Genomic DNA, 21,125 nt, shown 5'->3' with positions numbered 1-21,125 from the left:
CATCCGGCACTGCATCCGCTTGAACCAGGGCTGCCGCGGGCGCGGCAGCCAAGGGCTGCCGGTCTCGTGCACGGTGAACCCCGAGGCCGGGCGCGAGCTCGAGCCGGCGCCGCAGCTGGCCGCCGAGCTCGTGCTCGCGCTCGAGCAGCGTGACGGCGTGCCCGAGCCGGGCGAGGTCGAGCGCGGCGCGGAGGCCCGCGGGGCCGCCGCCGACGACCGCCCATCGCCTCGGCGTCGCGGCCGCCGCGGGCGCCGGCTCGAGCTCGCGCCCGGCCTCGGGGTTCACCGTGCACGAGACCGGCAGCCCTTGGCTGCCGCGCCCGAGGCAGCCCTGGTTCAAGCGGATGCAGTGCCGGATGCCGTGGGTCGCCCCCGTCAGGAGCTTCCGGGCGAGCTCGGGGTCGGCGAGCTGGCCGCGCGTGAGGGCGACCATGTCGGCGATGCCGCTCGCGAGCACCTCCTCCGCCTCCTCGACGCGCAGCGCCGCCCCGACGCCGAAGACCGGGATGTCGGGGTTCGCGGCCTTGAGCGCCGCGACGTCTTCGCGGAGCCACGCGACGGGCATCGCCGACGACGGGAAGACCCAGTGGACGTCGTGGTAGCTGCCGGCCGCGGTGTCGAGGAAGTCGATCCGCGCCTCAGCGCGGAGCGCGGCGACGACCTCGCGCATCGCCGCGGCGTCGAGCCCGCCCTCGTGGTGCTCGTCGAGCACGATGCGGATGCCGACGGTGAAGTCGTCGCCGACGCGCGCCCGCACGGCGCGCAGCACCTCGCGCGGGAAGCGCGAGCGGCCCTCGAGGTCGCCGCCGTAGGCGTCGGTGCGGCGATTCGTGAGCGGCGTGAGGAACTGGTGCAGGAGGTAGCCGTGCGCCATGTGCACCTCGACGCCGTCGAAGCCGCCGAGCCGCGCGCGCTCGGCCGAGTCGGCCCACGCCTCCACGAGCGCCGCGATGTCGCGCCGGCTCGCCGCCGCGGTCGCGACGCCCGTCGAGGGCGAGAGGATGCGGCTCGGCGCGAGCACCGCGCGCGGCCCCGCCGGCCCCTCGGGCGACGCCTGCGCGCCGTGGTGGTTGAGCTGCACGAGCACGCGCGCGCCCGCCTCGTGGATCGCATCGGTCATGCGGCGGTTCGCGTCGACGGCCTCGGGCCGCCACGCGTCCTGGAACCCGCGCGTCGAGGCGCTCGGATGCACGAGGTGGTTGCCCGCGACGAACAGGCCGCAGCCGCCGCGAGCGCGACGCACGAAGTAGGCGGTCTCGCGATCCGACTCCACGCGGTCGGAGTACTGCTTCGAGTGCGCAGCCTGCATGATGCGGTTGGGAGCGTCGAAGGCGCCGATGCGGAGGGGCTGGGCGAGCAGGGTCACGGCTCTCGATCCTGCCATCGGCGAGCGCGCGCCGCCCGCCCGGCCGCGCGGGAGGCATCCATCACTTGACACTTGAGGCATGATCGGATGCATGACGACGAGCAATGACGCTCGCCTCCGACCCGACTCGCTCGCGGTGCATGCCGGCCGCGACGATCTGCGGTCGCTCGGCGTGCACGCGATCCCCATCGACCTCTCCTCCACGAACCCGCTCCCCGACGTCCTCACCGGCGGCGACGCCTACGAGCGGCTCGCGACGGGCGGCGACGTCGGCGACGGCTCCGCCGTCTACCAGCGGCTCTGGAACCCGACCGTCGCGCGGTTCGAGGATGCCCTCGCGCAGCTCGAGGGCGCCGAGCGCGCCGTCGCGTTCGCCTCCGGCATGGCGGCCGTGACCGCCGTGCTGATGGCCGCGCGCCAGCGGCGCGGCAGCCACGTCGTGGCGCTGCGGCCGCTCTACGGCGGCACCGACCACCTGCTCGCGACCGGCCTGCTCGGCACCGAGACGACCTTCGTCGACTCGGTCGACGCGGTCGCGCGCGCGTGCCGCCCCGACACGGGCCTCGTGGTCGTCGAGACCCCCGCGAACCCGACGCTCGAGCTCGTCGACCTCTCGGCGCTCGCCGCTGCTGCCGGCGACGCGCCCGTGCTCGTCGACAACACGTTCGCGACGCCCGTGCTGCAGCGACCGCTGTCGCACGGTGCCGCGCTCTCGCTGCACTCGGCGACGAAGTACATCGGCGGCCACGGCGACGTGGTCGGCGGCGTCGTCGCGTGCGATGCGGAGTGGGCGCGATCCCTTCGGCCCGTGCGCGCCATCACGGGCGCCCTCGCGCATCCGCTCGCCGCCTACCTCATGCACCGCGGGCTCCAGACGCTGCCGCTGCGCGTGCGCGCCCAGCAGGCGGGCGCCGAGGTCGTCGCGCGCGCCCTCGAGGCGATGGACGGCGTGCTCGAGGTGCGCTACCCGGGGCTCGACGGATGCGACCCGGCCGGTCTCGTGGGCCCGGGCCGGCAGCTGGCGGGGCCGGGCTCGATGATCGCGGTCGACGTCGGCTCGTTCGAGCGCGCCGCCGCGGTCGCGGAGTCGGTCGAGCTGTTCACCCACGCGGTCTCGCTCGGCAGCGTCGACTCCCTCATCCAGCACCCCGCGTCGCTCACGCACCGACCGGTCGCCGCGGAGGCGAAGCCGCACGCCGGGGTGCTGCGCCTGTCGATCGGGCTCGAGGACCCGGCCGACCTCATCGACGACCTCGAGCGCGCGCTCAGCCGCTCGGCGTCGGCACGGCCGGTAGCCGCAGCTCGGCGCTGAGCCCGCCTTCGTCGCCGCGGCGCAGCTCGATCGAGCCGCCGTTGCGACGGGCGAGCTCGGCGACGATCGCGAGGCCGAGCCCGGTGCCGGGCACGTTGTCGCGCACGGCGCCCGGCGCTCGGTAGAACCGGTCGAACGCGTGCGCGAGCTCGTCGTCGCTCATGCCGGGCCCCGTGTCGGCGACGCGGATGCGCACCGCGTCGCCGTCGCGGGCGGCCGCGAGCCGCACGGTGCCGCCCGCGGGCGTGAACTTGATGGCGTTCGTGAGCAGGTTCGACACCGCGCGGCCCGCGTCGCTGCGGGAGCCGAGCGCGACGCTGCCGTCGGCGTCGACGAGCACCTCGACCGCCTTGCGCTCCGCGATCGGCGCGAGGCTCGCGGCCGCGTCCTCGAGCAGCGCTCGGCAGTCGATGCGCTCGGGCTCCTTCGGTCGCGGCGTCGAGGTCGCGCCGCCGCTGAGCGTCAGCAGGTCCTCGACGAGCTCGGAGAGCCGCTCGGCGTTCCGCTCGATGACGCTGACCCACTTCCGCTCCGAGGCGCCGAGCCCGCTCGACTCGGCGAGCAGCTCCGCGTAGCCGACGACGCTCGTGATGGGCGTGCGCAGCTCGTGGCTCGTGGTGGCGAGGAAATCGTCGCGCTGCCGCTCGAGCTCCGCGCGGATCGAGCGCGCCGCCTCGCGCTCGACCGCCGCCTCGACCTCGACCTGGCGCGCCCGCAGCACCTCGGTCACGTCGAGCAGCTGCACCGCGACGCGGTCGTCCCCGCCGTGGATCGGGTTCGCCTCGACCGTGAGCGTGCGCCCGGCGGCGGTCGTCGCGGTCGCCGTGCGACCCGAGCGCAGCGCCGCGGCCGCCGCCGAGGCGATCGGCCCCGACCAGTCGTCGCCGTCGAGCTCCGCGTCGAGCATGGCCCTCGCCGCGGGGTTCGCCCACACGAGCCGGGCGGCGTCGCGGCCCGGGCGCCACAGCACGAGGCCGAGGCGCGACTCGACGACGCTGCCGGTCAGCAGCCGCGCGGACGCGTCGAGCCGGCGCCAGACGGCGCGCAGCTCGTACTGCGCGGCCGAGATGACGAGCGCGAAGCCCGCGATCGTCAGCAGGTAGACCTCGAGCACCGCCGCCTGCTCGGTGACGTCGAGGGCGGCCGACGCGAAGGGTCCACGACCCGCGAGCGTGAGCACGAGCATCGCGAGCGACGCGACGAGCGACTGCACGAGCACGACGCGGATGGGGAAGCGGAACGCCGCCCACGCGAGCACCGGGTAGGGCGCGAACGAGAGCGGCAGGCTCGAGTCGAGCTGGAAGACGAGCGCGAGCACGAGCACGAGCACGAGCGACTGCGCGAGCATCTCGACGGTGTTCGCGCGCACGCGCACGCGCGGCGGCAGCGCGGCGAAGGGCGCGATCATCGCGACCGCCGCCGCGTGCGACGCCGCCACGAGCACGATCGTCGGCCAGAAGGCGCCCCGCTCGAGCACGGTGACCGAGACCGCTGCGATGAGGCCCGCCGCGAGGGAGCCGGCGCTGATGGCGATCGCGAACCGCAGGCCGGCGCGCAGCGATGAGAGCTGGAAGTGCTCGCGCCCCCAGCCGAGCAGCGCCACGACGACCGCGACCTCGGCGGCGTTGGCCGCCCCGAAGCCGAGCGCCTGCGGGATCGTGCGTCCGCCCGCGAGGTTCGCCACCGTGGTCGCGACGAGCACGAGCACGAGCACCATCCAGATGCGGCGCGGCGGCTGCAGGAGCGCGAAGGCGACCGAGAGCCCGGCCGCCGGCCACCAGACGGCGACCGTCGTGCCCGCGGGCGCGAACAGCACGCCCGCTGCCGCGGCGAGGAAGATGAGCACCCCGGCGGCGATCCACGCGGGCCACGGCAGCCTCGGCCGCGCATCGACGTCAGCGCTCGCGTCGAGCGCGAAGCCTGCCGCAGGCGTGCTCATGATCGCCACCGTATATCCCGCCCGCGCGTATGCTGAGCGCACCCCGGGAGGGAGGCGAGCATGGCCGGAGCCGCAGCATGAGCCCCCGCCGTCGCCGCCGTGTCGCCGCGCCGCCCGTCGCGCTCGCGCTCGTCCTCGCGCTCGCCGCGTGCGGGCCCGGGGAGCCGACCGCTGAGCGGCCCGCCGCGAGCACCGACCCGGCCCCGAGCGGCTCGCCCGGCTCACCCGACGCATCCGCCTCGCCCTCCCCGCGCACCGGCACGCTCGAGTCACCGGAGACGCTCGCGACCGAGCTCGAGAGCCCGTGGTCCATCGCGCGCCTGCCCGGTGGCGGCGCGCTCGTGAGCGAGCGCGACACGGCTCGCGTCGTCGAGGTGCTGCCGGGCGGCGGCACCGCTGCGGTCGCCGCCATCGACGGCGTCGTGCCGCGTGGCGAGGGCGGGCTGCTCGGCATCGCCGTGCGCGACGGGCGCCTCTACTGGTACGCGACGAGGGCCGACGGCAACGCGATCCTGCGCGCGTCGCTCGAGGGCTCCCCCGGCGAGCGGACGCTCGGCGAGCCCGAGGAGCTGCTCGCCGGCATCCCCGCGGCCGGCAACCACAACGGCGGTCGCATCGCGTTCGGGCCCGACGGGATGCTCTACGCCACGACGGGCGACGCGGGCGTGCCGGCGCGATCGCAGGATCCCGCGAGCCTCGCGGGGAAGATCCTCAGGCTCGAGCCCGACGGCTCGGTGCCGGCCGACAACCCCACCCCGGGCTCGCCGGTCTACACGCTCGGCCACCGCAACCCGCAGGGGCTCGCGTGGAGCGACGACGGCACGCTGCTCGCGACCGAGTTCGGCCAGGACACGTGGGACGAGCTCAACGTCATCGAGGCGGGAGCGAACTACGGTTGGCCGCTCGTCGAGGGCGCGGCGGGCGATCGGCGCTTCGTCGACCCCGTGCAGCAGTGGCCGCCGGCGGAGGCGAGCCCGAGCGGGATCGCCGTCGCGGGCGAGGCGCTCTGGATCGCGAACCTGCGCGGGCAGTCGCTGCGCCGCGTGCCGCTCGACGACCTCGCGAGCTCGAGCGTGCACTGGCAGGGCGAGCACGGGCGGTTGCGCGACGTCGCGGCCGCGCCGGACGGCTCGGTCTGGGCGCTCACCGGCAGCACCGACGGCCGCGGCCGGCCCGCGGAGGGCGACGACCGCATCCTCGCCTTCGAGCCCTAGCGCCGGGACGTCAGCGGTCGCGCGGCTCGAGCACGATCACGGGCGTCGCGCGCCGGCGCGCCCGCTCGTACTCCGCCATCGCCGGGCCCTCGTGGAAGGCGTCGAAGCCCGCGAGCAGCCGCTCGCGCTCGACGCCGGTCGCCTCGCGCGCCCGCACGAGCCGCGGCCCGTCCGGCAGGTCGACGGACGCGTCGGGCTGCGCGCGCAGGTTGTGGAGCCAGGCCGGGTGCGCGTCGGCCCAGCCGTTCATCGCCATCGTCACGAGCCGGTCGCCCTCCTCGTAGTAGGAGACGATCGCGATGCGGGGCTCGCCCGAGCGGCGGCCGATCGTGTGCAGGCGCAGCATGCCGAACCTCCCCGGCCTCGGCCGCGCGAGGCCGAAGCGCCCGCCCGTGGCGCGGTAGAGCGCGCGGTGCACGACCCACGCGGAGCGCACGAACCAGCGCGGCGGCAGCTTCGGCGCGGGCGCGGGCGCGGTGCTGGCGGTGTCGGTCACGGGCGCTCCTTCACTTCGGGCCCGCATCCGGGCCGCGCTCAGCGTAGGCACGCGCGCGGCGCGAGGGCCAGGGGGCTATCCCCCGCCGCCCGTCACGCGAGCGCGGCGTCGAGCCCCTCGAGCAGCCGGTCGACGTCGGCGTCGTCGTTGTAGGGCGCGAGGCCCATCCGCAGTCCCGCCTCGACGCCGGTGCCGAGCGCGAGGAAGGGCTCGTGCGCGTAGAAGGTGCCGGCGGGCGCGAGCACGTCGCGGTCGGCGAGCGCGCGCGCCACGGCGAAGGGATCGCGGTCGCGGAAGGTGACGAAGAGCGTCGAGGTGCGATCCTCGGCGACCGAGTGGAGCGTCAGCCGGCCCTCGAGCGAGCGCAGGTGCGACTCGATGCGCTCCCGCAGGCGTAGCTCGTGGTGCTCGACGAGCGCGTTGGCGGCGACGAGCCGCTCGCGGCGGTCGCCCTGGCCGCCGGCGATGCTGGCGATCACGTCGACGGCCGCGGTCGCGCCCGCCATGAGCTCGTAGGGCAGCGTGCCGAGCTCGAATCGCTCGGGCACCGCGTCGGTCGAGGGCAGCAGCTTGTCGGGGCGCAGCGACTCGAGCAGCTCGGGCGAGGCGGCGAGCACGGCACAGTGCGGGCCGAAGAACTTGTAGGGCGAGCAGACGAAGAGGTCGGCGCCGAGCGCGGCGACGTCGATCGCGTCGTGCGCGGCGAGGTGCACGCCGTCGACGTGCACGAGCGCGCCGACCTCGTGCGCGCGCGCGGCGATGCGGGGCAGGTCGGGCTTCGAGCCGATGAGGTTGGATGCGCCGGTGACGGCGACGAGGCGCGTGCGCTCGGTCACGACCTCGTCGAGCTCGTCGAGCCGCAGCTGCCCCGTGGCGGGGTCGAGCCGCAGCCACCGCACCGCCATGCCGACGCGCTCGGCGACCTGGAGCCACGGCCGCACGTTCGCGTCGTGGTCGAGCTGCGTGACGACGAGCTCGTCGCCGGCCGACCACTGCTTCGCGAGAGCGCGCGAGAAGTCGTAGGTGAGCTGCGTCGCGCTCCGCCCGTAGACGATGCCGCGCGGGTCGGCACCGAGCAGGTCGGCGTAGGCGGCGCGGAAGGCTGCGACCGCCGCATCGGCGTTCCGCTCGCTCGCGACGCTCGAGCCGCGGTTCGAGAGCGGCCCCGTGAGGGTGCGCGCGATCGCCTCGCCGACCTCGGCGGGCGTCTGCGTGCCGCCCGGCCCGTCGAAGTGGGCGATGCCCGAGGCGAGCGACGGGAACCGCGCGCGCAGCGCGTCGACGTCGAGTGCGGTGGTGGCGGTCTGCTCCATGGAGCGAGCATGCCAGAGCCCGCGCGGCGCGATGCGGAGCGCCGCGGGCTAGCGTGGAGCGATGCCCTCCCGCCCTGCCCGTGCACCGCGACCTCGCGCATCCGCCGTCCTCGCGCTCGCGCTCGACGCCGCGCTCGTCGTCGCCTTCGCCGCGATCGGCCGCGCGAGCCACCACGACGGCGGCACCGGCGTGCTCGGCGAGGGCGGCATCGGGCTCGCGACGACGGCGTGGCCCTTCCTCGCGGCGCTCCTCGTCGGCTGGCTCGCGTCGGGGGCGTGGCGGCGGCCCGCCGCGCCGCTCCGCACCGGCGTGCCGGTGTGGCTCGTGACGGTCGTCGGCGGGATGCTGCTGCGCACGGTGAGCGGGCAGGGCACGGCCCTCCCGTTCGTCGTCGTCGCGACCCTCGCGCTGCTCGCGCTCCTGGTCGGCTGGCGCATCGTCGCGACGCTCGTGCGTGGCGGAAGCGAGCGCCGCCCACGTACCGTGGGCTCATGACCGACACGACGACGATCCGGGTCTACGGCGCCGACTGGTGCCGAGACTGCCGGCGCACGAAGCAGCAGCTCGAGGGCCTCGAGGTCCCGTTCGACTACATCGACCTCGAGGAGGACGAGTCGGCGACGCGCGAGGCGCAGCGCATCTCGGGCCGCATGCAGATCCCGGTCGTCGTCTTCCCCGACGGCTCGCACCAGGTCGAGCCGACGAACGACGAGGTCGAGGCGAAGCTCAAGGAGCTCGCGCTCCTCTGAGCTCCGCCTCGCCGGGTCAGCGCTCCGCCGTCGCGTCCGCCGCGACCGCGTCGGTGCTGCCGGTGCTCGCCGCCGGGTGGCGCCGCTCGAGTGAAGCCCCCTCGACGTCCACGTTGGGGATGATGCGGTCGAGCCAGCGCGGCAGCCACCACGCGCCGCGGCCCACGAGGTGCATGATCGCGGGCACGAGCAGCATCCGCACGACGAAGGCGTCGAGCAGCACGCCGAGCGCGAGCCCGAAGCCCATCGCCTTGATGATGATCGACTCCGAGGCGATGAAGCCCGCGAAGACGGCGATCATGATGAGCGCGGCGGCGATCACGACGCTGCGACCCGCCCGGAACCCGCGCGCGACCGCGAGTCGCGCATCCGCCCCGTGCACGTACGCCTCGCGCATGCCCGTCGTGAGGAAGAGCTGGTAGTCCATCGCGAGCCCGAAGAGGATGCCGGTGAGGATGACGGGCAGGAAGCTGAGGATGGGCCCAGGCTCCGAGACGCCGAACAGGCCGCCGAGCCAGCCCCACTGGAACACCGCGGTGACCGCGCCGAAGGTCGCGAAGAGCGAGAGCACGAATCCGCCGGTGGCGATGAGCGGCACGAGGAGCGAGCGGAACACCATCACCATGATGAGGAACGAGAGCCCGACGACGACCGCGAGGTAGGTCGGCAGCGCGTCGGCGAGGCCCTCGGAGATGTCGATGTTGCTCGCCGCCTGGCCGGCGACGCCGAGCGCCATGTCGCCCTCGATCGCGCGCCGCTCGCGCAGCTCGCGCACGAGCGCCTCGGTCGACTCGCTGTTGGGGCCCTCGGCGGGCACGACCTGGAAGACCGCGAGCCGCTCGTCGTCGGAGACGCCGACGGGCGCGACCGCCACGACGTCGTCGCTCGCCGCGAGCTCGCTCGCGACGGCGAGCTGGCGCCGCTCGACCTCGACGTCGTCGAGGTCGCCGGGCATCGTCGCGGTGACGAGCAGCGGGCCGTTCTGGCCCTCGCCGAACGCCTCCTCGGTGAGCGCGTACGCGCGGTAGGCGGTCGAGTCGGCGGGCTCCGAGGCGCCGTCGGGCAGGCCGAGGCGCATCGAGAGCGCGGGGATCGCGATCGTCGCGAGCACCGCGACGGCGAGCACGGCGCTGAGCACCGCGCGCGCGTGCGACATCGGGCGCACCGACCGCAGCGCATCCGCGCCGTCGCTCGCCGCCTCGGCCTTCGCGAGCGCGCGCCGGCTGAGGATGCGCCGGCCCGCGAGCCCGAGCAGGGCGGGCGTCGCCGAGGTGGCGATGAGCACCGCGACCGCGACGCTCACGGCACCCGCGACGCCCATGAGGCCGAGGAACGGGATGCCGGTGATGCCGAGCGCGAGGAGCGCGACGATGACCGTGACGCCCGCGAAGACGACCGCGTTGCCCGCCGTGCCGTTCGCGAGGCCGATCGACTCGACGACGCCCATGCCGCGCAGCAGCTGCTTGCGGTGGCGGTAGACGATGAAGAGCGAGTAGTCGATGCCGACCGCGAGGCCGAGCATGACGCCGAGGATCGGCGTGACCGACGCCATCTGCACGACGCCCGAGAACGACAGCACGGCCATCGCGCCGATGGCGACGCCGAGCAGCGCCGTGACGATCGGGAGGGCGGCGGCGAGCAGCGAGCCGAGCACCACGACGAGCACGACCGCCGCGAGCGCCACGCCGATCGCCTCGCCGATGCCGAGGATCTCGGGCACGCCTTGCGCGATGTCGGTCGAGAACGAGATCTCGAGCCCGTCGATCGGCTGCGAGGAGAAGTGCGCCATGGTGGCGTCCTTCGACTCCTGCGGCAGCTCAAGCCTGGTCTCGGTGTACGAGACGGTGACGAGCGCCGTCGCGCCGTCCTCCGAGACGAGGCGGATGCCGTCGGCGAGCGAGAGGAGCTCCTCACCGCGCTCGAGCCGGGTGCGCTGCTCGTCGAGCTCGGCCTGCCCCTCGTCGAGCTGTGCGCGCTGCTCGTCGATGACGGTGCGCTGCGCGTCGAGCTGCGCCTGCTGGGCGTCGAGCTGGGCGGTCGGGAAGCCCGCGGCCTCGGCTTGGGCGCGCGCGGCGTCGAGCTGCGCCTGTCCCTCCTCGAGCGCCGCGGCACCCGCCTCGAGCTGCGCGCGGCCCGCGTCGAGCTGCTCCTGCCCCGCCTCGAGCTGCGCGCGGCCGTCCTCGAGCTGCTGCGCCTGGTCGGCGCGCTCAGCCTCGGTCGCGAAGGGGTCGTTGACGCCCGAGACGTCGGGCAGCGACTCGGCGCCCTCGATGAGCTCGGCGAGCTGCTCGCGCTGCTCGTCGGTGATCGCGCCGGCGGTCGCGTGCACGACGACCGTGCCGGTCGCGCCCGCGAAGTCGGGCAGCTCGCGCTCGAGCTCGGCGACGACCTCGCCCGACGCGGTGCCGGGGATGTCGAAGCTCGACGACAGGCCCTTGAAGCCGACGAGGAAGCCGCCGACCGCGGCGGCGAGGATGACGATCCACGCGATGAGGACGGTCCACGCGCGGCGCGCGGCGAACGTCCCGAGGCGATGCAGCAGCTCGGCCATGAGGCCCTTCCGATCCGCGCGCGAGCCGAGGCCGAGCGCTCCCGACGACGACAAGCGGGGCCTAAGATAACACGCACCGTCTCGTCTTTCCTGTGGCTCCTGGAGGTGCCATGTCGCTCCCCCGCACCGGCCCCGTGCGCAGCGAGGCGGCGCGCCTCGCGATCCTCGAGGCGACCGCGGCGCTCTTCGCCGAGCGCGGCTACGAGCACCTGACGATCGAGGGCGTCGCGGCGCGCGCGGGCGTCGGCAAGCAGACCATCTATCGCTGGTGGCGATCGAAGGGCGCGCTCGTCGCGGAGTGCCTGCTCGAGGGGCTGCTGTTCGACGACCGGCTCGCGCTGCCCGACACCGGCGACGTGCGCGCCGACATGCAGGCGTGGCTCACGACCGTCTTCGCGGTGATCGACGCCGAGCCGGGACTCGTGCTCTCGCTCCTGGCCGCCGCCGCGGAGCATCCCGAGGTGGGCGCGCGGCTGCGCGACAGCCTGACCGGCTCCGCCTCGATCTCCGGTCGCCTCGACGCGGCGATCGGCTCCACGACGGCACTGCGGCCGGGCGTCGCGACCGAGCAGCTCGCCGAGGCGCTCATCGGGGCGGTCGTGCTGCGGGCGCTCAGCCGCAGCTCGTCGGACGCCGACGACGCGGCGCGGCTCGTCGACGCGATCCTCGGTGACGCCGCGGACTGACCGCTAGGAGCCCTCGGGCCACGAGTCGGGCACCGACTCCCCCTCCGGCACGACGTCCTCGCCGCCGGGTGCCGCATCCGCCCACGAGTCCTTCGGCCGGTAGCCGAGGTCGAGCATGGTGTTCGTGAGGTCCCAGCGACGGTTCGGGTTGTCGGAGATCGCGTAGTAGAGCCCGAAGTCGACGGGCGCCTCGATCGCGCAGCGGAACACCTGCACGGCGTCGTCCTCGCTCAGCCACATCGCGTGGAGGATGTCGAGGTCGGCGCTCGCAGGGTCGTCGGTCATCCAGCCGATCCGGAGCGCGATGAACGAGAGGCCGTGCTGATCGAAGTAGAAGCGGCCGAGCGTCTCGCCGAACGCCTTCGAGACGCCGTAGAGCGAGTCGGGCCGCGGCAGGTGGTGCGGGTAGACGGGCCACTGCTCGAGCCGGTCGTACATGCCCATCGCGTGGTTGGAGGAGGCGAAGACGACGCGGCGCACCCCCGCGTCGACCGCCGCCTCGAGCACGTTGCGGGTGCCGACGATGTTGGCGCCGAGCACGTCGTCCCACGTCGACTCGGGGCTCGCGCTGCCGGCGAGGTGCACGACGGTGTCGATGCCGTCCATCAGCGAGCGCACGGCGTCGTAGTCGGTGAGGTCGGCCTCGCGGAGCTCGCGCTCCTGCCGCGGGCTCCGCGGGGTGCGGCCGTGCATGACGACGTCGTAGTCGCACTGCAGCCGCTCCGAGAGCACGAGGCCGATGCCGCCCGTCGCGCCGGTGATGAGGATGCGGCGTCGAGCGTCGCCGGTCGAGTCGTCCATGGTGCTCCTCCCCGCCCCGACACTATGCAGAGCGCCTGATCGTCTCGTGGGCGCGACCCGGGCTACGGCCGCAGCTGCACCTTGCCGACGCGGCCAGGCGTCAGGCTCGCGCGCACCGCCTCTCGCACGTCCTCGAAGGGATGCGTGCTCGAGACCGGCAGCGTGAGCGCGCCCTCGACGATGCGCTCGGCGAGCTCGGCGAAGAGCCGCTCGCGAGTCTCAGGCGCCATGGTGCGCCCCACCGTGCTGCCCCAGAAGCCGCGCACGGTCGTGCCCTTGAAGATGAGGTCGCCCGAGGAGAGCTCGAGCGTCGGCGCGCCCATCGCCCCGAAGACGACGAGCGTGCCGCCCTCATCGAGCACCGAGAGCACGTCGCCGGCAGCCGGCCCGCCGACCGAGTCAACGCCCGCGACGATGCGCCCGTCGCCCGCGAGCTCCCGGACGCGCTCGCGCCAATGGTCCTCCGACGTCGAGACGGTGCTCTCGATGCCGGCCTCGCGCAGCTCGTCGACCGCCTCCGGGCGGCGCACGAGGCCGACGACGCGGATGCCGCGGGCGGGCGCGAGCTGCGCGACCATGCGGCCGACGGCGCCGTTCGCGGCGTTCTGCACGAGCACGTCGCCCTCGGCGAGGTCGAGGCTCTCGAGCAGGCTCACGGCGCTGAACGGCATCGCCACGAGCTGCGCGGCCGCGCTGTCGGGCAGGCCCTCGGGCGCGGGCACGAGGCCGCGCGCGTCGGCGATGAACGACTCAGCCCAGACGCCGAACGCGCCCGCGACGACGCGATCGCCGATCGCGAGGCTCTCGACGCCCTCGCCGAGCGCCTCGACGACGCCGACGGCCTCGGTGCCGCTGCCGGCCGGCAGCTCGGGCTTGAAGCCGTAGGTGCCGCGCACGGTCCAGAGGTCGTGGTTGTGGATGGTGGCGAGCGTCGTGCGCACGCGCACCTGGCCGGGACCGGGCTCGGGCGTGGGCCGCTCCTCGACGTGCAGCACGTCCTCGGGCTCGCCGAATCGGTCGTGGACGATGGCGCGCATGGGCGCTCCCTTCGGTCGGTGGTTCGTGTGTGCTGGATGCGGGGTCGCGCTTCAGGCGCGGCGGTCTCGCCACCAGCGGCGGATCTCGCGCCACGCGTAGGTCGACCACAGCGCGGCGATGACGAGCAGCGGCTGGAACAGCAGCCGCCCGAAGCGCGCGGCGTCGGTGTCGAGCCCGAGGCCGTCGCGGCCCTCGGTCCACTGCGCGATGTTGCCGGGGAAGACGGCGATGAAGAACGCGGCGACGACGAGGCCGACGAGCGCTCGGCGTCGGCGCAGCACGAGCAGCGCGAGCCCGAGGGCGATCTCGACGATGCCGGAGGCGACGACGACGAAGTCGGGGTCGAGCGGCAGCCACGGCGGCACCTGCGCCTGGAACTCCGCTCGGGCGACGGTGAGGTGCCCGATGCCAGCGAGCAGCAGGGATGCGCCGAGCAGCACGCGCACGATCGAGCGCGCGATCGCGCCGGCCCGCGACGGGGCCTCGCTCCTGCTCGCGGCGGTCACGTCAGTCGTCCGAGACGGCGACGGTGACCTCGATGTTGCCGCGCGTCGCGTTCGAGTACGGGCACACCTCGTGGGCGGCGTCGGCGAGCTCCTGCGCGAGCTGCGGCTCGACCTCGGGCAGCACCACCTCGAGGTGCACGCCGAGCCGGAAGCCGCCCGAGCCGTCGGGCAGGATCTGCACCCGGCTGCCGACGCTCGAGCCCTCGCGCTTCGCCTTCCGCGCTCGCGCGACCGACTGCAGCGCCGAGTGGAAGCACGCGGCGTAGCCGGCGGCGAAGAGCAGCTCGGGGTTGGCGCCCTCGCCCGAGCCGCCCATCTCCTGCGGCACGGCCATCGACAGGTCGAGCCGTCCGTCGGCGGTCGTCACGCGGCCGTCGCGGCCGCCTCCGGTCGACAGGGCCTCTGCGGTGTAGAGCACATCCATGGTGGTCCTCTCCTCGAGTTCGTTCGGTGGGATGCGTCGGCACGGCGGCCGCGGCGACGCCTCGGTCAGTCCGTGGTGGCGGAGGCAGGGTCAGCGGCGAGCGCGTGCATGGATGCGGCGACGCCGTGCAGCGTGCCGAGCAGCGCGTGGGCGTCGCCGGCGTCATCGAGCCCCATGCCCCGCGCGATCGCGCCCGGCACGTGCCGCAGCTCGTCCTGCAGCCGCGTCGCGCGATCGGTGGGATGCACCGTCACGACGCGAGCGTCTGCGCCGCCGCGCTCGCGGCGCACGAGCCCGGCGGCCTCCATGCGCGTGAGCAGCGGCGAGAGCGTGCCGCTGTCGAGCTGCATGCCCTCGCCGAGCGCGCGCACGCTCTGCGGCCCGTCGACCCAGAGCGTCGCGAGCACGAGGTACTGCGGGTAGGTGAGCCCCCACGGCTCGAGCAGCGCCCGGTAGGCCTGGCTCGTCGCTCGCGCGGCGGAGTACAGCGCGAAGCACACCATCTGCTCGGTGACGCGCTCGCTCTGCTCTGCGGTGGTCATGCCAGAAGCATTGCACGCAATTCAGTTGTGCGCGACCGATCTGAGCACCTTCCCAGGTGACTGCCGGGTTGTGCGTAGGCGGGGCGGCGCGCTACAGCTCCTCGTACGTCGCGGGATCCTGGTCGGCGAGCCGACCGTCGGGCCGGCCGAGCGCCGTGATCGCCGCGATCTCGGCGTCCGCGAGCGCCACGTCGAGCGCGCCGAGGTTCTCGCGCTGCCGCTCGGGCGACGCCGCCTTCGGCAGCGGCACCGCGCCGCGCGCGATCCCCCAGGCGAGCACGACCTGCGCGGGCGTCGCGCCGTGCGCGTCGGCGATCTCGACGATCTCGCCGCGCTCGAGCAGGTCGTTGCCGCGCCCGAGCGGGCTCCACGCCTGCGTGATGATGCCGTGCTCGCGGTCATAGGCGAGCTGCTCCTCCTGCGGGAAGTACGGGTGCAGCTCGATCTGGTTGACCTCGGGCACGACGCCCGCCTCCACCCGCAGGCGCTCGAGGTGCTCGGGCAGGAAGTTGCAGACGCCGATCGCACCCACGAGCCCGCGCTCCTTCGCCTCGATGAGGGCGCCCCACGCATCCACGTACTCGTCCCTGCGCGGGTTCGGCCAGTGGATGAGGTAGAGGTCGATGCGCTCCAGGCCCGTACGCGCGACGCTCTCCTCGATCGTCGCGAGCGCGGCGCCGCGCTCGTGGTGGCGGCCGGGGAGCTTCGACGTGACGATGAGCTCGTCACGACGCCCGGATGCCCGCACGGCGGCGCCGACGGTGCCCTCGTTCTCGTAGTTGAACGCGGAGTCGAGCAGCGTGTAGCCCTGCTCGATCGCCCTGGCGATCGCGTCGGTGCCCGCGCGGCCCTTGAGCTTGTAGGTGCCGAAGCCGAGCACCGGCAGCGTCAGCCCGCTGTGGGCGGTCGTGGTGGGGATCACGGATGCGCTCCTCTCGGCAGGCCGGACGCGGCCCGTCGGCGTCACCCTACGCCGCGCTCCCAGAGCGTGGCCGAGAGTCGGGACACGTGACTCCCGCTGTAGCCGCCGGTCCTATCGGCCTCTTTGAAAACGAAGACCCTAACCCCAGCCGTCTGCGATCAGCTCCGGTTCGGCGCGCCTGGCCGGAGCGCCGTCGCGCAGTGACATCATCCCGCCATGACGGTCGCGCTGGTGATCAAGGTCAACGACGGCATAGTCCTGGCCGCGGACAGCGCCAGCACGCTTACCGACGGCTCGGGCGCGGTGGCCAACACCTACAACAACGCGAACAAGATCTTCAACCTCCACAAGGCGTTACCCGTCGGAGCGATGACTTGGGGTCTGGGCAACATCGGCCCCTCGTCGATTGCGACGCTCGCGAAAGACATGCGGAGACGTTTCCAGGAGGGACGTAGCCCCCACGAATCGTGGCGACTCGATCCCGACACGTACTCGGTCGGCGCTGTGGCGGAGAAGGCCCGGACGTTCCTGTATGACGAGAAGTACGTGCCACTAGCCTCAAGGATTGCAGAGGAGCAACCAGGCGCGGCGCCTGGGGACTTGGGCTTTTTGATCGCGGGCTACTCCTGCGACGCCGATGAAGCCGAGGCCTGGGTGATGCAGATCGATGCCGCTGGGGAGCCTGCGCTTGAACAGGTGCTTCCGCAGACCACCGGAGCGCAATGGTGGGGACAGCCGGAGGCGATCTCCCGTATCGTTACGGGCATGAGCCTTGCGATGCCGCGGGCGCTCGCGAATCTGGACATCGGGCTCGACCTGGAGAGCGCGATGCAGGTGCACAACGCCCTCGTACCGCAGCTGCAGCAATCGATGGTCCCGCCCCCGATGCCGATTCAGGATGCGATTGACCTAGCCGACTTCCTCGTCTACGCAACGGCGCAATACGTTCGATTCACCCCCGGACCACCCGTCGTCGGCGGTCCGATCGAGATCGCTACCATCACCAAGCACGAGGGTTTCAAGTGGGTACGCCGGAAGCACTACTTTGACGCGCGCTTGAACCGGACGACCGGAAGGGACGCCTGATGCAGAACACCCCGAACACAGGCGTTTACGTATCCGGAGCACGTGGCGCGGCGATCCGCGACTCCGGTGCCATCCGCACAGGCACCACGTCGGTCCGCTCGCCAAGCACGGCCGCGCTCAAGAAGATTGTCGTCAGGGCACCGGCGACGGGCCGCTCCAGTTCGAAGAATCGCTAGGGCACGGCGGGCCGGTTCGACGCCTCGCCCTGGACTGCTCCGTCCCGACGTGTCACGCCTAGCGCTTCGGCCTCGCGCCGCGCTCCCAAAGTTCCGCTGAGAGTCGCGACACCGCTGGGTCGTGCGTGCGTTGCCAGTTACGCCCGCCGCGCGCGAACGTCGACCTGACCGCGGGCGGCACGTCGGCGTCGGCGACCGGCTCGCCGAGCCACGCGCACGGCCGCACGTGCACGAGGTCGACCGCCGACGCATCCGGGCTCGCGTCGTAGCGCCACTCCCCCGCGAGCCGCCCGAGCCACGAGAGCCCGTCGTCGTCGCGCGTCCAGACGAACGCGCCCTCGGGTGCCTCGGCGAACCGCTCGATGCGAGCGGCGAGCCGCTCGTCGTGCTGCGCCGCGGCGAGCGCAGCCGCCTCGACGACCGTGCGCGGCGCCGGGTCGAGCGCGCCGCCCATGCCGACGACGCCCTCGGCGAGCGCCCGCTCCACCGCGGCGCCGACCGGGACGGCGGGCACTCGCCAGCGCATCGGGGCGCGGTAGACCGGCGGTTCCAGCACGGCTCCGAGGCTAGGCGGCACCGCTGAGAGCGCGATGCCCCTTGCACGTAGGGTCGAAGCATGGTGTCGTCACGACGGGAGAAGCTGCGGGCCGCGCTCCAGCTGCAGCGCGAGATGCGGGAGCGGTACGGCGACGACGTCGAAGCGGCGATGGCGCAGCTCCCCCTCACGGGCTCGGCCACCCGGGCGGAGCAGACCTACCGAGCGGCGATGGCACGCAACAGCAGCCAGCGCTTCTCGGTGAACGACGCGATCCTGCCCGAGAGGGTGCTGCAACCCGACGAGACGGTGCTCGACGTGGCGGTGGGCTCGCTGTCCTCGGACACGTTCCCGCTCGTGCTGGTCACCGATCGCCGGATCCTCCTCACCATCGACCAGCCGTGGCGGCGCTGGCGGATCCTGCGGGAGGCGCCGTCTGCCGAGGTCCTCAGCGCGGAGGTCGAGCCTCGATTGCTCGGCGGACGACTGCGGGTGCGTCTGCGCCAGGGCAAGGACATCGTGCTGAAGGTCGGTGCATACGAGCGCCCGAAGGAGGTTGCCGCGCTGATCCGCCGCCTGGCGGACGGCGGTCATGCCCCAGGCCGCGAGGAGAGCTGATGCATGCAGGCGGCTGCACGCACGCACTCGCGGCACCGTCGAAGCGAGCCGTGCGGCTGCAGCAGCCGCTCATCCACGACGCTCAGGTGGTCGGCCGGTGATCCGCCTCGTCCGGCTCCGCGCGGAGCACGTCGGCGATCTCCTCCTCGGGCCGCGGCGGCACGGCCTGGTCGACCTCGAGCTCAGGGATGCTGTGCTCGTCGGCGCCGGGGACGTGCGGCGCGGCGTCGTGGTCGTCAGTCGTGCTCATAACGGTCCTTCGGTCGGTGGGACGACAGCCTATGCGGGCGTCGTGCGAGTCACCGGGGAGCTCTGACGAGTGCCGACGGCTCGGCCCGCGAGCCGGCCGCGTCAGCGCGCCTGGCGCCGGTAGACGATCATCGCCGCGCCGTAGGCGACGGCGAGGATCCCGACGCACCAGGCGAGCGCGATCCAGAGCTCCGCGCCGACCGGCTCGTGCTGCAGCAGGGCGCGGAGCGCGTCGACGATCGCCGTCACCGGCTGGTGCTCCGCGAACCAGCGCACCGGGCCGGGCATCGATCCCGTCGGCACGAACGCCGAGGTCAGGAACGGCAGGAAGATGAGCGGGTACGAGAAGGCGGCCGCGCCGTCGACCGACTTCGCGGTGAGCCCCGGGATGACGGCGAGCCACGTGAGCGCGAGCGTCAGCAGCAGCAGGATCCCCGCGACCGCGAGCCAGTCGAGCACGGTCGCGCTCGAGCGGAATCCCATGAGCAGCGCAACGCCGACGACGAGCACGAGCGCGACGGCGTTGGCGACGAGCGACGTGAGCACGTGCGCCCACAGCACGGCCGAGCGCGCGATCGGCATCGATCGGAAGCGCTCGAGGATGCCACGCTGCAGGTCGAGGAAGAGCCGGTACGCCGTGTAGGAGATGCCGGAGGCGATCGTGATGACGAGGATGCCCGGCAGCAGGTAGTCGACGTAGCCGCCGGCGCCCGCGCCGCCGCCGGTGTCGACGGCACCGCCGAGCACGAAGACGAACAGCAGCATGATCGCGATCGGCATGACCGCGGTCGTGATGATGGTGTCGTGGCTCCGCAGGATGTGCGTGAGCGAGCGGCGGGTGAGCACGGCGGTGTCGCCGATGGCGTAGGCGGTCATGATGGGTTCCCTCCGGCGGTGTCCGCGCGGCTCGTGATGGCGAGGAAGACGCCCTCGAGCGAGGGCTGCCGCTCGACGAGCTCGACCTTCGCGGCGGGCAGCAGCTGCTTGACCTCCGCGAGCGTGCCATCGACGATGATGCGGCCCTCGTGCAGGATCGCGATGCGGTCGGCGAGCCGCTCCGCCTCGTCGAGCTGCTGGGTCGTGAGCAGCACGGTCGTGCCACTCGCCGCGAGCGCCTCGATCGTCGCCCACACCTCGCGTCGCGCCTCGGGGTCGAGGCCCGTCGTCGGCTCGTCGAGGAAGACGACCGCCGGATCGCTGATGAGGCTCATCGCGATGTCGAGCCTGCGGCGCATGCCGCCCGAGTAGGTCGCGGCCGGTCGGCCGCCGGCCTCGACGAGCGAGAAGCGCTCGAGCAGCTGGTCGGCGATCGCGCCCGGCTCCCGCAGGTGCCGGAGCCGGGCGACCAGCACGAGGTTCTCGCGGCCCGTGAGCCGCTCGTCGACGGCGGCGAACTGGCCCGTGAGACTGATGGCCTCGCGCACCGCGGCCGCCTCGCGCGCGACGTCGTGGCCGCCCACCCGGGCGACCCCCGCATCCGCCCCCAGCAGGGTCGAGAGGATGCGCACGAGTGTCGTCTTGCCGGCGCCGTTCGAGCCGAGGAGCGCGACGATCTCGCCGCGCTCGACGGCGAGGTCGACGCCGCGGAGGACCGGCAGCTCCTTGAACGACTTCTCGAGGCCGCGCACCTCGATGACCGCGGCGCTCACGACTCCCCCGCGGCGCGCTCGATCGCCTCCGTCAGCCGGGCGCGCTCCTTGGCGATCCAGCTGGAGTCGGCGTAGGTGCGCACGAAGTCGTCGACGAACTCGATCGGCTGCTCGCCGACGATGTCGCGGATGGGTTTGCCATCGGCTGCTGCGCGCTCGAAGAGGTCGGCGAGATCCTCGAACATGTCGGCGGCGCGGTCGCCGTCGACGGGCGTGGCTCCCGAGTGCAAGAGGTAGCGCTCGATCGCCTCGACCGTCGCGCGGTAGGGATCGGGCAGCTGCTTGACGCGCGCCTTGTAGGCACGCCAGCGCTTCTTCTCGCCGACGACCTTGGCGGCGAAGTCCGACAGTGACATCAGTGCTCTCCGTCCTGCTGGAGGTGCTCCAGCCGTTCGACCAGGAAGTGCCAGTTGGTCCAGAACTCGTCGAGGTGGGCTCGACCGGCCGCGTTGAGCGAGTAGACCTTGCGAGGCGGCCCCTTCTCAGAGGGGACCTTCTCGACGTCGACGAGCTCGCGCTGCTCCATGCGGAGCAGGAGGGCGTAGATCGTGCCCTCCGCGATCTCGGTGAAGCCCTGCTCGCGCAGCCACGCCGTGATCTCGTACCCGTGCGCGGAGCGCCGGGCGAGCACGCCGAGGACGATGCCCTCGAGCGTGCCCTTGAGCATCTCGGTGATCTGCCTCGGCACGGTGTCCCCCGCTCGTTCTTGCTTCCTGCAGTACTCAACGACACTGAGTACCACTACATAGTAACGCTGACTAGCGGATGCGTAAGGGCGAGTTCCCGGGGCACCGTGCCGACGGCGATTGCTAGCCGCGCGTCGCAACCGCAGTGACGATTTCGACGATCGGTGTCACGGGGAGCCGCTCAACAGGCACGCCAACGCCTGTAGTCCAGATCGACGCTCACGAGCCGCTGCACGATCACTTCCCAAGCCGTCACCCGCGCGGAG

24 protein-coding genes are annotated in these 21,125 nt (G+C 73.5%); 7 read left to right on the top strand and 17 right to left on the bottom strand.

What is annotated here, in order from left to right; all coding sequences use genetic code 11:
* Positions 1-1,366 (bottom strand): FAD-dependent oxidoreductase (locus JQT67_RS07000; protein WP_307864251.1); only part of this gene is annotated, 1,366 nt, incomplete at its 3' end.
* A 91-nt stretch (positions 1,367-1,457) separates the two neighbouring features.
* Between JQT67_RS07000 and JQT67_RS06995 the strand changes: the two genes are divergently transcribed.
* A complete protein-coding gene (locus JQT67_RS06995; RefSeq protein WP_208064059.1) occupies positions 1,458-2,678 on the top strand; it encodes a PLP-dependent aspartate aminotransferase family protein in 1,221 nt (406 codons plus the stop codon).
* Here the strand turns inward: JQT67_RS06995 and JQT67_RS06990 are convergent.
* Positions 2,632-4,617, bottom strand: a complete 1,986-nt coding sequence (locus JQT67_RS06990; RefSeq protein ID WP_208064058.1) for an ATP-binding protein — start codon at positions 4,615-4,617, stop codon at positions 2,632-2,634. The genes JQT67_RS06995 and JQT67_RS06990 overlap by 47 nt on opposite strands.
* Before the next feature lie 77 nt (positions 4,618-4,694).
* On the opposite strand from JQT67_RS06990, the gene JQT67_RS06985 reads away from it, so the two are divergent.
* Positions 4,695-5,831 (top strand): sorbosone dehydrogenase family protein, encoded by a 1,137-nt coding sequence (locus JQT67_RS06985; RefSeq protein ID WP_208064057.1) that lies wholly within the window; start codon positions 4,695-4,697, stop codon positions 5,829-5,831.
* Between the two features lie 10 nt (positions 5,832-5,841).
* Here JQT67_RS06985 and JQT67_RS06980 read toward each other — a convergent pair whose 3' ends face one another.
* Positions 5,842-6,327 (bottom strand): nitroreductase/quinone reductase family protein, encoded by a 486-nt coding sequence (locus JQT67_RS06980; RefSeq protein ID WP_307864250.1) that lies wholly within the window; start codon positions 6,325-6,327, stop codon positions 5,842-5,844.
* Positions 6,328-6,419: 92 nt separating this feature from the next.
* Entirely contained in the window at positions 6,420-7,640 is a 1,221-nt protein-coding gene (locus tag JQT67_RS06975) for a cysteine desulfurase-like protein (protein ID WP_208064055.1), read from the bottom strand.
* A 61-nt stretch (positions 7,641-7,701) separates the two neighbouring features.
* On the opposite strand from JQT67_RS06975, the gene JQT67_RS06970 reads away from it, so the two are divergent.
* A complete protein-coding gene (locus JQT67_RS06970) occupies positions 7,702-8,136 on the top strand; it encodes a DUF3054 domain-containing protein (RefSeq protein ID WP_021065127.1) in 435 nt (144 codons plus the stop codon).
* Positions 8,133-8,390: a glutaredoxin domain-containing protein gene (locus JQT67_RS06965; RefSeq protein ID WP_208064054.1), complete on the top strand. Its 258-nt coding sequence runs from the start codon at positions 8,133-8,135 to the stop codon at positions 8,388-8,390. The genes JQT67_RS06970 and JQT67_RS06965 overlap by 4 nt, the downstream gene beginning before the upstream one ends.
* 16 nt (positions 8,391-8,406) lie before the next feature.
* Here JQT67_RS06965 and JQT67_RS06960 read toward each other — a convergent pair whose 3' ends face one another.
* On the bottom strand, positions 8,407-10,941 hold the full coding sequence (locus JQT67_RS06960) for an MMPL family transporter (RefSeq protein ID WP_208064072.1): 2,535 nt from the start codon (positions 10,939-10,941) through the stop codon (positions 8,407-8,409).
* A 110-nt stretch (positions 10,942-11,051) separates the two neighbouring features.
* On the opposite strand from JQT67_RS06960, the gene JQT67_RS06955 reads away from it, so the two are divergent.
* Complete coding sequence (locus JQT67_RS06955; RefSeq protein ID WP_021011605.1) at positions 11,052-11,627, top strand: TetR/AcrR family transcriptional regulator; 576 nt, start codon at positions 11,052-11,054, stop codon at positions 11,625-11,627.
* A gap of 3 nt (positions 11,628-11,630) precedes the next feature.
* Here JQT67_RS06955 and JQT67_RS06950 read toward each other — a convergent pair whose 3' ends face one another.
* The 6 genes from JQT67_RS06950 to JQT67_RS06925 form a co-directional block, all read right to left on the bottom strand.
* Positions 11,631-12,428: an NAD(P)-dependent oxidoreductase gene (locus JQT67_RS06950; protein ID WP_208064053.1), complete on the bottom strand. Its 798-nt coding sequence runs from the start codon at positions 12,426-12,428 to the stop codon at positions 11,631-11,633.
* A gap of 62 nt (positions 12,429-12,490) precedes the next feature.
* Complete coding sequence (locus JQT67_RS06945) at positions 12,491-13,465, bottom strand: zinc-binding dehydrogenase (RefSeq protein WP_208064052.1); 975 nt, start codon at positions 13,463-13,465, stop codon at positions 12,491-12,493.
* Between the two features lie 51 nt (positions 13,466-13,516).
* The gene (locus JQT67_RS06940) at positions 13,517-13,972 is read right to left on the bottom strand and encodes a DoxX family membrane protein (RefSeq protein ID WP_208064051.1); all 456 of its coding nucleotides are present in this window, start codon (positions 13,970-13,972) and stop codon (positions 13,517-13,519) included.
* A gap of 1 nt (position 13,973) precedes the next feature.
* Positions 13,974-14,396, bottom strand: coding sequence for an organic hydroperoxide resistance protein (locus JQT67_RS06935; RefSeq protein WP_208064050.1), 423 nt, complete (start codon positions 14,394-14,396; stop codon positions 13,974-13,976).
* 65 nt (positions 14,397-14,461) lie between these two features.
* Positions 14,462-14,938, bottom strand: coding sequence for a MarR family winged helix-turn-helix transcriptional regulator (locus tag JQT67_RS06930; protein WP_243755759.1), 477 nt, complete (start codon positions 14,936-14,938; stop codon positions 14,462-14,464).
* Positions 14,939-15,029: 91 nt separating this feature from the next.
* Positions 15,030-15,860 (bottom strand): aldo/keto reductase, encoded by an 831-nt coding sequence (locus tag JQT67_RS06925; RefSeq protein ID WP_208064049.1) that lies wholly within the window; start codon positions 15,858-15,860, stop codon positions 15,030-15,032.
* Positions 15,861-16,076: 216 nt separating this feature from the next.
* Between JQT67_RS06925 and JQT67_RS06920 the strand changes: the two genes are divergently transcribed.
* Positions 16,077-16,946 carry a hypothetical protein gene (locus JQT67_RS06920; protein ID WP_208064048.1) on the top strand — a complete coding sequence of 290 codons (870 nt, stop codon included), beginning with the start codon at positions 16,077-16,079 and terminating at the stop codon, positions 16,944-16,946.
* A 234-nt stretch (positions 16,947-17,180) separates the two neighbouring features.
* On the opposite strand, the gene JQT67_RS06915 is transcribed toward JQT67_RS06920, so the two are convergent.
* The gene (locus JQT67_RS06915; protein WP_208064047.1) at positions 17,181-17,678 is read right to left on the bottom strand and encodes a GAF domain-containing protein; all 498 of its coding nucleotides are present in this window, start codon (positions 17,676-17,678) and stop codon (positions 17,181-17,183) included.
* Positions 17,679-17,738: 60 nt separating this feature from the next.
* Here JQT67_RS06915 and JQT67_RS06910 point away from each other — a divergent pair, with 60 nt between their 5' ends.
* Positions 17,739-18,275 carry a PH domain-containing protein gene (locus JQT67_RS06910; protein ID WP_208064046.1) on the top strand — a complete coding sequence of 179 codons (537 nt, stop codon included), beginning with the start codon at positions 17,739-17,741 and terminating at the stop codon, positions 18,273-18,275.
* 82 nt (positions 18,276-18,357) lie between these two features.
* Here JQT67_RS06910 and JQT67_RS06905 read toward each other — a convergent pair whose 3' ends face one another.
* From JQT67_RS06905 to JQT67_RS06885, 5 genes are all read right to left on the bottom strand, one after another.
* The gene (locus JQT67_RS06905) at positions 18,358-18,525 is read right to left on the bottom strand and encodes a hypothetical protein (protein ID WP_208064045.1); all 168 of its coding nucleotides are present in this window, start codon (positions 18,523-18,525) and stop codon (positions 18,358-18,360) included.
* 101 nt (positions 18,526-18,626) lie between these two features.
* Positions 18,627-19,400: an ABC transporter permease gene (locus tag JQT67_RS06900; RefSeq protein WP_208064044.1), complete on the bottom strand. Its 774-nt coding sequence runs from the start codon at positions 19,398-19,400 to the stop codon at positions 18,627-18,629.
* A complete protein-coding gene (locus JQT67_RS06895) occupies positions 19,397-20,173 on the bottom strand; it encodes an ABC transporter ATP-binding protein (protein WP_208064043.1) in 777 nt (258 codons plus the stop codon). Before JQT67_RS06895 ends, JQT67_RS06900 begins: the two co-directional genes overlap by 4 nt.
* Positions 20,170-20,529 carry a DUF1048 domain-containing protein gene (locus JQT67_RS06890; RefSeq protein WP_208064042.1) on the bottom strand — a complete coding sequence of 120 codons (360 nt, stop codon included), beginning with the start codon at positions 20,527-20,529 and terminating at the stop codon, positions 20,170-20,172. Before JQT67_RS06890 ends, JQT67_RS06895 begins: the two co-directional genes overlap by 4 nt.
* On the bottom strand, positions 20,529-20,861 hold the full coding sequence (locus JQT67_RS06885; RefSeq protein WP_208064041.1) for a PadR family transcriptional regulator: 333 nt from the start codon (positions 20,859-20,861) through the stop codon (positions 20,529-20,531). Before JQT67_RS06885 ends, JQT67_RS06890 begins: the two co-directional genes overlap by 1 nt.
* Positions 20,862-21,125: the final 264 nt, after the last annotated feature.

Source organism: Agrococcus sp. TF02-05 (genome assembly GCF_017565345.1).
GTDB classification, from domain to species: Bacteria; Actinomycetota; Actinomycetes; order Actinomycetales; family Microbacteriaceae; genus Agrococcus; species Agrococcus pavilionensis.
This window is presented reverse-complemented; position numbering and strand designations above follow the sequence as displayed.